The sequence below is a fragment of the Amylibacter sp. IMCC11727 genome, assembly GCF_029854195.1.
Taxonomy (GTDB): Bacteria; Pseudomonadota; Alphaproteobacteria; order Rhodobacterales; family Rhodobacteraceae; genus Amylibacter.
On record NZ_CP122960.1, the window covers coordinates 1959317 to 1972010 of the forward strand.

Annotated in this window: 12 protein-coding genes; 5 read left to right on the forward strand and 7 right to left on the reverse strand. The window is 52.3% G+C overall.

Translation table 11 applies throughout. The features are described from left to right. Window positions 1-134: 134 nt before the first annotated feature. On the reverse strand, window positions 135-848 hold the full coding sequence (locus QBD29_RS09950) for a response regulator transcription factor CtrA (RefSeq protein ID WP_280097937.1): 714 nt from the start codon (window positions 846-848) through the stop codon (window positions 135-137). Window positions 849-975: 127 nt separating this feature from the next. Beyond that, the gene (locus QBD29_RS09955; RefSeq protein ID WP_280097938.1) at window positions 976-1260 is read right to left on the reverse strand and encodes a DUF1153 domain-containing protein; all 285 of its coding nucleotides are present in this window, start codon (window positions 1258-1260) and stop codon (window positions 976-978) included. A gap of 155 nt (window positions 1261-1415) precedes the next feature. On the opposite strand from QBD29_RS09955, the gene mnmA reads away from it, so the two are divergent. Further along, window positions 1416-2561: a tRNA 2-thiouridine(34) synthase MnmA gene (mnmA, locus tag QBD29_RS09960; RefSeq protein WP_280097939.1), complete on the forward strand. Its 1146-nt coding sequence runs from the start codon at window positions 1416-1418 to the stop codon at window positions 2559-2561. A gap of 59 nt (window positions 2562-2620) precedes the next feature. Further along, on the forward strand, window positions 2621-3166 hold the full coding sequence (locus QBD29_RS09965) for a hypothetical protein (RefSeq protein ID WP_280097940.1): 546 nt from the start codon (window positions 2621-2623) through the stop codon (window positions 3164-3166). Here QBD29_RS09965 and QBD29_RS09970 read toward each other — a convergent pair. The 3 genes from QBD29_RS09970 to QBD29_RS09980 form a co-directional block, all read right to left on the reverse strand. Further along, window positions 3163-3591 (reverse strand): PaaI family thioesterase, encoded by a 429-nt coding sequence (locus QBD29_RS09970; protein ID WP_280097941.1) that lies wholly within the window; start codon window positions 3589-3591, stop codon window positions 3163-3165. The two genes, QBD29_RS09965 and QBD29_RS09970, sit on opposite strands and share 4 nt — an antisense overlap. Window positions 3592-3706: 115 nt before the next feature. Beyond that, window positions 3707-5254: a trimethylamine methyltransferase family protein gene (locus tag QBD29_RS09975; protein ID WP_280097942.1), complete on the reverse strand. Its 1548-nt coding sequence runs from the start codon at window positions 5252-5254 to the stop codon at window positions 3707-3709. 128 nt (window positions 5255-5382) lie between these two features. Beyond that, window positions 5383-5919 (reverse strand): gamma carbonic anhydrase family protein, encoded by a 537-nt coding sequence (locus tag QBD29_RS09980; RefSeq protein WP_280097943.1) that lies wholly within the window; start codon window positions 5917-5919, stop codon window positions 5383-5385. A 108-nt stretch (window positions 5920-6027) separates the two neighbouring features. On the opposite strand from QBD29_RS09980, the gene guaA reads away from it, so the two are divergent. The 3 genes from guaA to QBD29_RS09995 are packed head-to-tail and all read left to right on the forward strand — an operon-like array spanning window position 6028 to window position 10292. Beyond that, on the forward strand, window positions 6028-7626 hold the full coding sequence (gene guaA, locus QBD29_RS09985; RefSeq protein WP_280097944.1) for a glutamine-hydrolyzing GMP synthase: 1599 nt from the start codon (window positions 6028-6030) through the stop codon (window positions 7624-7626). A 6-nt stretch (window positions 7627-7632) separates the two neighbouring features. Next, window positions 7633-9402, forward strand: a complete 1770-nt coding sequence (locus QBD29_RS09990; protein WP_280097945.1) for an acyltransferase family protein — start codon at window positions 7633-7635, stop codon at window positions 9400-9402. A 38-nt stretch (window positions 9403-9440) separates the two neighbouring features. Further along, window positions 9441-10292, forward strand: coding sequence for a class I SAM-dependent methyltransferase (locus QBD29_RS09995; protein ID WP_280097946.1), 852 nt, complete (start codon window positions 9441-9443; stop codon window positions 10290-10292). Between the two features lie 4 nt (window positions 10293-10296). On the opposite strand, the gene QBD29_RS10000 is transcribed toward QBD29_RS09995, so the two are convergent. Together QBD29_RS10000 and QBD29_RS10005 are read right to left on the reverse strand one after the other, a co-directional pair. Beyond that, window positions 10297-11682 (reverse strand): MATE family efflux transporter, encoded by a 1386-nt coding sequence (locus QBD29_RS10000; RefSeq protein WP_280097947.1) that lies wholly within the window; start codon window positions 11680-11682, stop codon window positions 10297-10299. A 57-nt stretch (window positions 11683-11739) separates the two neighbouring features. Then, window positions 11740-12627, reverse strand: a complete 888-nt coding sequence (locus QBD29_RS10005) for an endonuclease/exonuclease/phosphatase family protein (RefSeq protein WP_280097948.1) — start codon at window positions 12625-12627, stop codon at window positions 11740-11742. Window positions 12628-12694: the final 67 nt, after the last annotated feature.

Genomic DNA, 12694 nt, shown 5'->3' on the forward strand with positions numbered 1-12694 from the left:
TTTTTCCCGTGCTCAAGTTGTATGTCCCAAGCAAAGACTCGTCCATAGTGTTTCGCTTGCAGCGCAGATGGCTGAGTAGCAAAAAGAAACCCCCGAAAATCGAGGGCTTCATTTGGATTGGTTGTTTTGATTGTTTACGCGCTGGCGGCGATGGGTTCTTGAACCGCTGCGGCAATGGGATCACGCAAAACGTATCCCCTGCCCCAAACGGTTTCGATGTAATTTTCACCGTTGGTGGCCTCGGCCAGTTTTTTGCGCAGTTTACAGATGAACACATCGATAATTTTCAATTCCGGTTCATCCATGCCGCCATAAAGATGGTTGAGGAACATTTCTTTGGTCAGGGTCGTACCTTTGCGCAAGGACAAAAGTTCAAGCATTTGATACTCTTTCCCTGTGAGGTGGACTGTGTTGCCTTCCACCTCCACTGTTTTGGCGTCGAGGTTCACCGAAATCTGGCCTGTTTCAATCACTGATTGTGCGTGTCCCTTTGATCTGCGCACGATTGCGTGGATACGGGCGACCAATTCTTCGCGGTGGAATGGTTTCGTTAAATAATCATCAGCGCCAAATCCAAAGCCCTTAACCTTTTCGGCGGCATCGTCGTTTCCAGACAGAATGAGGATTGGTGTTTGCACCTTAGCCACACGCAATTGGCGCAAAACTTCGTGTCCTGTGATGTCTGGAAGGTTCAAATCCAACAAAATGAGGTCATAATCATAGAGTTTCGCAAGATCGATGCCTTCCTCCCCCAAATCCGTGGCATAGACGTTGAGGTTGGCGTTGGCCAACATAAACTCGATACTGCGGGACGTTGTTGGATCGTCCTCTACCAATAAAATACGCATTTCAATTCCAATCCTTGATGTTGCACTGCAAATAGTTAATCAGCAGATGGTTAATCAGAGGTTACGGCAATTAACTTTTATCAAAACTACTTTAAGTTGTCTATGTTTTGCAATTATTGCGGTGTCTTTACGGGTCGGCCTGTCGATATTTCTGCAAAGCGGTCACGCGCAGAGCCGCAGGACCAAATGATTTCACTGCGTTAATCCATTCTTTCAGCTCGTCTGTGGTAAGCGCGTACGTCTCACATGCTTCTTCTTCTGAGATCAATCCACTGACAACTGCGGCCACGACCTTGGCTTTGCGGCGTGCGACCCATCGGGATGTGTCTTTGGGGGGCAAGTCAGATCGGCTTAACCTCGACCCATCTGGGAGGGTGACATAAACGGGGCCTGTTTCCTTACGGATATACATAATTTACCTTTAACGTGGGTTTGAAAGGCCAAAATCTGCTTAAACTCCTAACAATGGGTGAACCTCACCCTTGAGAACCCATAAGGTTTTACTATATTCCGTCACAAATCGGCCCAAACCTTCTGCAATGGGCGTTTTACGGAAATGATAATCGCATGGCACTGGATACACCGACCCCAGAACTAAACTCATTGGGCTTTGCCAAAGCGCCAAAGGACACGCGTGTCTTGGTGGCTATGTCTGGGGGCGTAGACAGTTCTGTTGTGGCAGCGCAATTGGCATCTGAGGGCTATGACGTGGTTGGCATAACGTTGCAATTGTATGATCACGGTGCGGCGCTGGCCAAAAAAGGCGCGTGTTGCGCAGGGCGTGATATTCATGATGCACGGCGTGTGGCCGAGGAGATGGGCTTTCCGCATTATGTTTTGGACTATGAAAACAAGTTCAAGGAAAGCGTGATTGATGAGTTTGCCGACAGTTATTTGGCAGGCGCTACACCCGTGCCCTGTATTCGTTGCAACGAGCGGGTGAAATTTCGCGATCTGTTGGAAACGGCCAAGGATTTGGATGCGGATTGCATGGCGACGGGTCATTATATCCAACGCTTTATGGGCAAGGAAAAAGCAGAGTTGCACAAGGCGGCGGATGGGGATCGCGATCAAAGCTATTTCCTGTTTTCCACCAAACAAGAGCAGTTGGATTATCTGCGTTTTCCGCTGGGGCATCTGACATCAAAAGCAGAAACCCGTGCATTGGCCAAGAAATTTGGCCTGCCTGTGGCGGATAAACCTGACAGCCAAGATATTTGCTTTGTGCCAAACGGATCTTATGCCGCTGTGATTGAAAAGCTGCGTCCAGGGGCCGCTGATCCAGGTGAAATCGTTCACATGGATGGTGAAGTGTTGGGCGAACATAAAGGCGTGATCCATTACACCATCGGCCAACGGCGCGGTTTGGGCATTGGCGGGCGCGAGCCGTTGTATGTGGTGAAACTCGACGTGGACAAAAAGCATGTGATTGTTGGGCCCAAGGAGGCCTTGGCCACGCGCACGGTCCCTGTGCGCGAGATTAACTGGTTGGGTGACGCGCCATTTGAGAGCCGCGAAGAATGGCATGTATCTGTGCGTGTTCGATCGACCCGTGCGCCCAAAGAGGCCATTGTGAGGCCTTTGTCTGCCACAGAAGCAGAAGTTGAATTGCTATCTGCTGAAGAAGGTGTCGCACCTGGGCAAGCCTGTGTGTTTTACGAAACTGAAGGCACGCGCATATGGGGTGGTGGCTGGATTTGGCGGGGGTATTGATCGACGGGTCTGCCCCTGCCATAGTCATCTCATTCCTGACCCTATGAGATTAGCCTGCTATGCCACGTCGATTTATTACCATCCTTACAACCAGTCTTATTGCCCTTGGCAGTATGCCGATCAGTGCAACGGCAGAAGTCACCAAAGAAAACATCGAAAGCGGGACAACGGATTACCGAATTGTTCGCTATACTCGCGAAAACAATGCGATGACCTGTACCGCTATGGTGTGTGAGCGGCGGGACTCGCACCAATGTGGCACCCAAGATGGGCTGTTTTCTGTGTCAAAACGCACAGAAGAAGATTTGGTTTACATCAGCTATTACCCCGCAGAACGGGAAGCCAGCCGTAAGCTGCGTACAGAAATTCGCATCGGCGGATTTCAAAGCAGATCGTTCCTGCCCATTCAGGATTATCCCGAAACTTGGGTCGTGCCAGACCTGACCACGAATGAGGACATGCTTTATGAGATTGAGCGGGAAAATCGGGTTGGTCCTGTTGAATTGAGCATACAAACAGAATCCTTTTCGCAGAAATTCATGCGAATGATTGATTATGACGGTATGAAACGCGATGTGACCCGTTTGTGCCCCACACGTGGTTAGCCTGAAACAGGACTGCCTGTAACAACCATAATTGCTTCGCCTGTGGCGACCAATTTTTCTGATCCTTTTGTGATGCCAAACAACTCGGCTTTGGCGAAACACTGAACCTTGCCAGGTTTAATGAGCGTGGCGCGGGCAATGAACCGTTCGCCGACGGCAGGTCGCAGGCAACTGACGGAAAAGTGGGAGGTGAGTACGGGGCCGACTTGGTTAACGGCGGCAAATCCGCAGGCGGTGTCCAAAAGAGCGCCCACCATACCCGCGTGCAGAAAACCCGCGTATTGGCCAAATTCTGTGCGCCAATTGATTGCGATTTCGGCGTGACCCGCAGAGGCGCTCAACACCTCTAGCCCGGCCCACGTGTTGAAAGGCGCAAGGGCATTTATGGCGTTTAATGTCGCAACATGGTTTTCGGGATCGGTCATTTTGGCATCCTTTCAATGATGCTCAAGATGATGATAGCCGACCCAGAAACGGCAAAGCAGGCCGTTACGTCACAGATTTCCAAATTGTCTGTGACGCAACGTCGATTCTGTTTTGTTAGCCAAACGCGTCTGGTTCGGAGGCTTTGCGGTCTGCGATATAGGCCTTTAATGCTTCGTCAATTGCGGGATCAATCGCGGGCTGTGTGTATTCAGACAACATGCGTTTCACCTTTTCATTGGCCAGCTGCATGGTGTCTTTGGACCCATCATCTACCCATGTTTCGTAGGGTTTGTAATCCAGCACACCAGACTTCCAGAAGCTGTCTTTGAAGTTGCGTTGCGTGTGATCGCAACCAAGGTAATGCCCTGCTGGTCCCACTTCGCGGATGGCATCCATAGCTTGGCCGTTTTCGGACATATCCACGCCTTCGGCGATGGAGTGCAAGACGCCAAGTTGATCTGCATCCATAACGAATTTTTCAAATGATGTGACCAAACCACCTTCGAGCCAACCTGCCGCGTGCAGACAGAAGTTCACACCACCAAGCAATGCGGCATTCAGTGTGTTGGCGGTTTCATATGCGGCCTGTGCATCTGGAAGTTTAGAGCCACACAAGGAGCCACCAGACCGGAACGGCAGGTTCAAACGGCGGGCGAGTTGCCCTGCCCCGTACAGAATTTTGGAGGCTTCCGGCGTGCCAAAGGTTGGCGCACCTGAGTTCATGTCGATGGAGGTCACAAAGGCCCCCATAATGACAGGCGCACCAGGGTTGCACAGCTGGTTATAGGCGACGCCTGCAAGTGCTTCGGCCAAAACCTGTGTCAGCGTGCCCGCTACAGATACCGGGGCCATCGCGCCGCCCACGATGAACGGAGACACGATACAGGCTTGGTTGGCTTTTGCGTAAACCTCCATCGCGCCCATCATGATGTCGTCAAACACCATAGGTGAGTTGATGTTGATCAGTGACGTCATCACTGTTTTGTCCTGAATGGAGCCGCCGAACAGGATTTCAGACATTTTCACGGAATCAACGGCCCGTTCTGGTGCGGTTACAGACCCCATGTAAGGTTTGTCGGACAAGGTCATATGCGAATACAGCATATCGAGGTGACGTTTGTTCACCGCCACATCTGTTGGTTCACAAACCGTACCGCCTGAATGGTGTACCCATTTAGACATGTAGATCAGTTTCACCATTTTGTTGAAATCATCCATCGTGGCATAGCGACGGCCGCCATCCATGTCGCGCACGAAAGGCGGGCCGTAAACGGGGGCCAGAACCATGGAATTACCGCCTACGCGCACATTGCGATCTGGATTGCGGGCGTGTTGGATGTATTCAGAAGGGGCGGTTTTGATCAATTCACGGGCCAAGCCACGTGGGATGCGCACCCGTTCCCCATCAATATCTGCCCCTGCGTTTTTCCAACGTTCAATGGCGGCTGGGTTATCGGGGAAATTGACGCCGATTTCTTCGAGGATGGTTTCAGCGTTGGTTTCGATGATTTGCAACGCTTCTTCGTTCAGGACCTCAAAGTTCGGAATGTTCCGCTCGATGTATTTCGCGGCTTCGATCCGAACAGCAGTACGTTCAGCGCGGCGCGCAGCACCACCGCCACCACGGGCGCGACGACGAGGAGATTGTGCTTCATCAGACATGGGAGAGGTCCTTAGATCAGAGACAAATTCAAAGTTGCCCCATGATTTAGAGGAATCGCAGACCCGTTAGTGTGCGGAATCGTCGTTTGTGAGCGCATAGCGACATTGGGTGTCGGTTTTTTGCCGTCTTAGCCTTGCAGAGCTTTGAAATCGTCTGGGGTAAAGCGCTCGATCCCCTTCGCGTAGTTCAGGGCGTTTTGGTAATAAAACCGTGCATTCATCAGATTTGCGGTGGAATTGTCGCGGGTTTTGATCAGCTTGGCTGGGCTGCCTGCGATTATGGAATTTTCGGGGAATACAGACCCTTCGGTCACGATGGAATGGCCTGCAACGATGGAATTGTTGCCAATTTTTGCGCCATCCATGATGGTTGCGCCAATGCCGATCAACACGCGATCCCCAAGGGTGCAGCCGTGCAAAACCACGCGGTGGGTGATCGAACAGTCTTCGCCCACAAGGGTTGGCGTATCGTATCCAACGTGAATCATAACGTGGTCTTGGATATTGGTGCGCGCGCCAATGGTGATTTCGTGCATTTCGGCGCGTGTCACCACATAAGGCCCCACAGATGTGCCCTGCCCTAGTGTTACCTTGCCGTGCAACAAGGCGGTGTCATGAATGAATGCAGGATCATTGAGCGTGACGTCTGGACCGATGTGAGGCATGGGAAACTCCTTTGCAGGTATCATTTGTCGGGTAGGATCATCATGCAAGTGTGCCGTTGCGCCAAACTGGGCCTTGCGATTCTATGATGTGTTTCTTATTGACCTGCCATGACAGATACTTCCAACGCCCCCGCCGCCGCTGTAACACACGAACGCTTGCTGATTATTGATTTCGGCTCTCAGGTGACGCAGTTGATTGCGCGGCGATTGCGCGAATTGAATGTATATTGTGAAATTCATCCCTATCAGTTGGTGACAGACGCGTTTTTGGCAGAATTTGCGCCCAAAGCGGTAATCCTGTCTGGTGGCCCTGACAGTGTGACACGCGACGGCAGCCCACGCGCACCCGAGAGCCTGTGGAGCGCAGGATTGCCCGTTCTGGGCATTTGCTATGGCCAACAGGTGATGATGGAGCAGTTGGGCGGCAAAGTTGAGGGTGGCAAAATCTCTGGTGGCGGTGGTACGGCAGAATTTGGCCGCGCGTTCGTGAAACCTGAAGGATCGCTTGGACTGTTGGACGGTTGGTTTGCTGACGGCGACGAGCAGGTTTGGATGTCTCATGGGGATCACGTGAGCAAGCTGGCCCCCGGTTTTGATGTTTATGGCACGTCGCCAAACGCGCCTTATGCCATAACAGCGGACACCAGCCGCGATTTTTATGCGGTGCAGTTTCATCCCGAAGTGCATCACACCCCAAAGGGTGCAAAACTGTACGAGAATTTCATCAAACACGCTGGATTTAGCGGTGATTGGACCATGGGTGCCTACCGCGAACAGGCCATTGCGGCGATCCGCGAGCAAGTGGGCGATGCAAAGGTGATTTGTGGTTTGTCTGGGGGTGTTGATTCCTCGGTCGCGGCGGTGTTGATCCACGAAGCGATTGGCGATCAGCTGACCTGTGTGTTTGTGGATCACGGTTTGCTGCGCCAAGGGGAAGCGGAAGAAGTGGTCACGATGTTCCGTGACAATTACAACATGCCGCTGATCCATGCAGATGAGCAGGAATTGTTCTTGGGCGCGCTTGATGGGCAATCCGATCCAGAAACCAAACGCAAAATCATCGGGAAGCTGTTTATTGATGTGTTCCAAAAACACGCCACAGCGGTGGGTGATGCAAAGTTTTTGGCGCAAGGCACGCTCTATCCTGATGTGATTGAAAGCGTTTCCTTTTCTGGTGGGCCGTCGGTGACGATCAAAAGCCACCATAATGTGGGTGGATTGCCCGAAAAAATGGGATTGAAACTGGTAGAGCCTCTGCGCGAGTTGTTTAAAGACGAAGTGCGTGCCTTGGGGCGTGAATTGGGTCTGCCTGCCAGCTTTATCGGTCGGCATCCGTTCCCAGGACCAGGCCTAGCGATCCGTTGCCCAGGAGAAATCACCCGCCCGAAACTGGACATCTTGCGCAAGGCGGATGCGGTTTACATCGATCAAATCCGCAAGCACGGATTGTATGATGAAATCTGGCAAGCGTTTGTGGCAATCTTGCCTGTAAAAACTGTCGGGGTGATGGGTGATGGGCGCACCTATGACTATGCTTGCGCGTTACGGGCGGTCACGTCTGTGGATGGGATGACAGCAGATTATTACCCGTTTTCCCACGAGTTTCTTGGAGAAACAGCCACGCGGATTATCAACGAAGTCGAAGGTATCAATCGGGTGACTTATGACATCACGTCAAAACCGCCCGGTACAATTGAATGGGAATAATCCCGATTGGCTGAACTGACCTCTCATCCATTCAAGAAGCCAGATGTAAATCCCGATTATCGTGCGGATATCGACGGGTTGCGGGCCATCGCGCTGCTGCCTGTGATGGGATACCATGCGGGGTTTGAAGGGTTCAAAGGGGGCTATCTCGGCGTTGATATTTTTCTGGTGATTTCGGGGTATTTGATCACCCGCTTGATCCTGAAAGAGGCAGACGAATCCCAATTTTCCTTTTTCGGATTTCTGGAACGAAGAGCGCGGCGGCTGTTGCCCGCGTTGTTGTTGGTGATCCTGTGTATATCGCCATTCGCATGGGTCTGGATGTTGCCCGATGCTTTGGAAAATTATGGCCAGTCAGTGGTGGCGAGCCTGTTCTTTGGCAACAACATTCTTTTGTATCTGACCGCCGGATATTGGGATCTGCAGACACAGTTTAAGCCTCTGTTACACACGTGGTCCTTGGCTATTGAAGAACAATACTATCTGTTTTTTCCGTTGCTGGTCATGGGATTGTGGAAATTAGGGCGGCGTGGGCTGTGGGTGGTTTTTGCGCTGTTGTTCGTCCTGAGCGGGGCGGCGTGGCTCTGGGCCATGCAGGCCGCGCCCGAAGCGGCGTTTTATCTTTTGCCGTTTCGCGGTTGGGAATTTCTGTTGGGCTCGTTTTGCGCGCTTCGCAGTGTACAGCTGAGCCGTTGGCCATCTGAACTGTTTGCCCTGTTGGGGGGCATTTTGATCCTGTGGAGCCTGTTTGTCACAGGTGGGCATGATCCGATTTTGGGGCGTATTTTGGTGTGTTTGGGGTCTGTTTTACTGATCCAAGTGCTGCGTCCAGGTTTGGTGGTTCATTGGCTTTTGGCGCGGCCCGTTTTGGTGGGATTGGGGCTAATTTCTTATAGCGCCTATTTGTGGCATCAGCCGGTGTTGGCTTTGGCTGGGATTTACAGCGCCGAAGCACCCAGTGATCTGTTCTTATTGGGATTGCTCGGCATGGCTATTGGGCTTGGCTGGGCCAGTTGGCGTTATGTAGAAGGGCCGTTTCGCGACCGAGACATAGTTTCGCGGCGTTCGTTTCTGGTGACAGTGCTGTGCCTAGGGGCGGTGTTTGCGGGATTTGGATTGGCCGCCCATCAGAGTAAGGGATTTCCTGCGCGGGTTTGGGACCCAGAATTGGTGCCTCAAGCGCAGATGGGGCCTGAATTTAACAGGCAAGCCATGGCTTATCGCGCACCAGCGTTTCAAACCGATAAAGTCCGTGTTCTGGTGATTGGAAACAGTTACGCGCGCGATTGGGTGCATGTTTTACGGGAAGGTTTTGATCATGAGGCCATGGAGATTGTGTACCGCAACGATCGGCGGGTTTGTGATCTGGCCTCTTTAGCCAATGTAATTTTCGTGGTGACGCCCGTTGGACCTAGTCAGTTTGAATGTGTGGATAGACAAAGTGCAGTTTATTACGTGGGATCAAAGACTTTTGGCGCCAACCTAAACTGGATAGCGCGAATTGATCCTGCCAATCGGGCGCTGCTGCGAAACCCACCTGATACGGCGCGTGTGCAGGCCGAGAAAAAAACGGCTGGGATCATTGGGCCGCGGTATTTGAGCGTGCAACCCCTGTTGGAAAATGCGGATGGTGTTGTGATTACTGATCAGCAGGGTCGACCATTGAGTCATGACGGGTTTCACCTGACACAATGGGGTGCAGAATTTGTTGCCGATGGTTTGTTGAAGCGTGGTGATTTGACGGATGTATTGCCAGCGCGGGTCAATGGGGATTGAGTGGGTTTGCGCGTGGCGAGAAGAGGAAGAGGGCAATTATGGGTAAAATGACAGATAACAGCCGCAGCGAGAATGTGGATTGGGCCGTTGTGAAGGATTTTGGCGCGGAGTGGGAAGCGTTTGATTTCGCTGGGTTATCGGGCCCCGAGCTGCAAAAGAACTTTGAGCAGTATTTCGGGATTTTCCCATTTGACGCCCTGCCCGAAGATGCCAGCGGGTTTGACATGGGGTGCGGCACAGGGCGTTGGGCGCGGTTTGTGGCGGATCGTGTGGGGCATCTGATTTGTGTTGACCCAAGTGCAGCGATTGACGTTGCCAAACGCAACCTATCTGGGGCCGAAAATGTATCTTTTCTGAATGAGGATGTTTCAAGCTGTTCAATCGAAACAGGATCGCAAGACTTCGGCTATTCGCTGGGGGTGTTGCATCATATCCCAGACACGGCACGGGGTATTGCCGACTGTGGGCGATTGCTGAAATCGGGCGCGCCGTTCCTGCTGTATCTGTATTACAATTTTGAAAACCGCCCCCTTTGGTTTCGGGGGATTTGGCAGGTATCAAATGTGGTGCGTCGGGTCATTTCGGCCCTGCCCCATCCCGTCAAAAAACCGATTTGCGATGTAATTGCGGCCTTGGTGTATTGGCCTTTGGCTCGCGGCGCTGCGTTGATTGAAAAGCTCGGCGGTGGGGTTAATTCCGTTCCCCTGTCTGATTACCGCGATAAACCGTTTTATCAGATGCGTAATGATGCGTTGGATCGGTTTGGGACGAAGCTGGAACAGCGGTTTAGCCGCGCAGAGATCACGGCGATGCTTGAGGCTGGTGGATTTGAGCGGGTCAGTTTTTCTGACAGCACACCTTATTGGGTGGCTTTAAGTTATAAAGTCTAAGATTTCAGGCGGCTGAAAAATCCAAATTCCGCTGTAATTTCAGGTATCGCCAGATCATTGTGATCGCGGCTACAGTCAGGCCGATGACCAAACCACCCCATACCCCTTGAGCACCGTATCCCAATGGAAACCCGAGGATATAGGCCGAAGGCATGCCAACGATCCAATAGCTGAATACTGCGAGGATCATGGGCACGGTGGTGTCTTTGATGCCGCGCAACAGACCGAGGGCGGCCACTTGCATGGCATCGACAATTTGAAAAGCTGCAGACACCAACAACAACAGAACGCCGATTTCTACAATCGCATCGAGGTTGGGTTCACTTGGGTCCACAAACAGCCGCATCAAAAATTCTGGAACGGTCAGATACAGGGTCAACGACACCAAGGACACGGCAAATGCGCCCCACATCACAACCGCAGCGGCGCGTTTCAAATGCAGTTTGTCCTTGCGGCCAAGCGCCCTGCCCCCGCGAATGGTGCCAACATTGGAAATACCCAAGGGGATCATAAAGCCAACGGATGTGATTTGCAGAACAATGCCATGTGCGGCCAGCGCGATGGTTCCCGACCACCCCACCATGATGGTTGCCGCTGAAAACAATGTTGTTTCAGCCAGTAGTGTAAGCGAAATCGGCCAGCCGAGTTTGAACGTTTCAACAAAGGCTTCGCGATCAAATCGAAATGGGTTTTGGAACAGTTCGTATTTTTTTAACGCAGGCAGAACGCGGCAATAGACCAGCAAAAATACAAAATCGAGGGTGATGGTTAAGACGGATGCCCAAGCCGCGCCTTTTGCGCCCATTTCAGGAAAACCCAAATTGCCAAAGATAAAGGCGTAGTTGAACACGATGTTTGCTGCGGCGGCCACCAAAGTGGCGATCAGAACAATTTGTGCGCGTTCCAACGCTGAAAGATAGCTTTTCAGCACCATAATCCACAGGCTTGGGAACAGGCCCAACACTGCAATGCGCATGTAATCTTGGGCAATCTGTGCCAAATCGGGCTGCTGCCCCAACGCCAGAAGGATTGGTTCAAGGAACCACAAAGGCACCGCAAACAGGACCCCGTAAAGCGTGACCAGCCATGCGCCCATCCGTACAGACCTGCGCACTTGTCTGTCATTTTCGGCCCCAAGCGCGGTGGCGCACATGGGCATAATAGCAAAGGCGAAGCCTGATCCAACAATGAAGACGATGAAATACAGTTGCGATGCCAGAACCACGCCCGCCAAAGCCTCGACCTGATACCAGCCCAGCATGACCACATCGGTGATATGGGTCAGCATTTGCGCCACATGACTGCCCACCAACGGCAACCCCAATAGAATAGAGGCGTTGATATGGCCGCCCCATGACATGGGCGCGGAAGATTTCTGTGTGGCGGTCATTGCCATAGCTTTCGGTTGTGAACTGTTTGGGCGGCGGAAATGCGCAGCGCAAGCAGGTTAGCAGGCTTCCAAAGTGAAGCGCGCAAGCACACCGTGATGATCCGATCCGAGAAGGTCAAGGGTCGAAACCTCGCCCACGCAGTTTGTTGGGGCCAAGACGTGGTCGATTGGAATTGTGATCAGGTCTTCGAGAAGAAAAGTCCCATTTGTGGCCCCGACCCGTTTGGCGCGGATAGCCGTTTCGACCCGTGTCATGGTGTAAGACCATGGGACCATGTTGAAATCACCCCCCAACACAACAGGACCCTTTAAATTTTCAAGTGTAGGTAAGATAGCGTCCAAATGGGCCGCTTGGCTGTAAGGATACGGCCATGACAGGTGTAAAGACAGCAACCAGACTGGTCCATCAGGGGTTTGCACATTCATGCCCACCAGCCCCAATTCTTCGATACAGAGGATATCTGCATCGGTTCGGGGATATTTTGATGCAACGGCGACACCGCCCACACTGCGAAACTTACACAAGGATTGTGCGGCATAGGTTGAGGATAGGCCCGATAGGATTTCCGTGTTGCGGCGCGTGACCTCTTGCAAGGTGACAAAATCCGCATTTGAGCCTTTGATGTGAGCGATGATGTCATCTGCTTTGCCCAAACGAAACGACAGGTTCTTTTGATAAAGCGAATACGGCAGATCGTCGTTTGGCGTTTGTGGGAAATAGCTCCACCAGATGGCACCGATGGCCGCCAAAGATAAGGCACCCACCGCCAAACCAGAGCGACGCCAGCCTTGCACCAGCAAGACCACGGCCCCTGCCAAGGCAAACCATGCGATGTGAAAGCGGAATACAGCGAGGCTGTCTGCGACGGGATGCAAGGATCCCGGCGTCGATCCCAACAACAATAGGATCGGAATAAGTGCCAGGAAAAACAGAAGCCGTGCCATGGCGCAGCACTTGACCGAAAACACGACAAGGAGCAAGTAAGTTTTGGCAACAAGCCGACACAACATC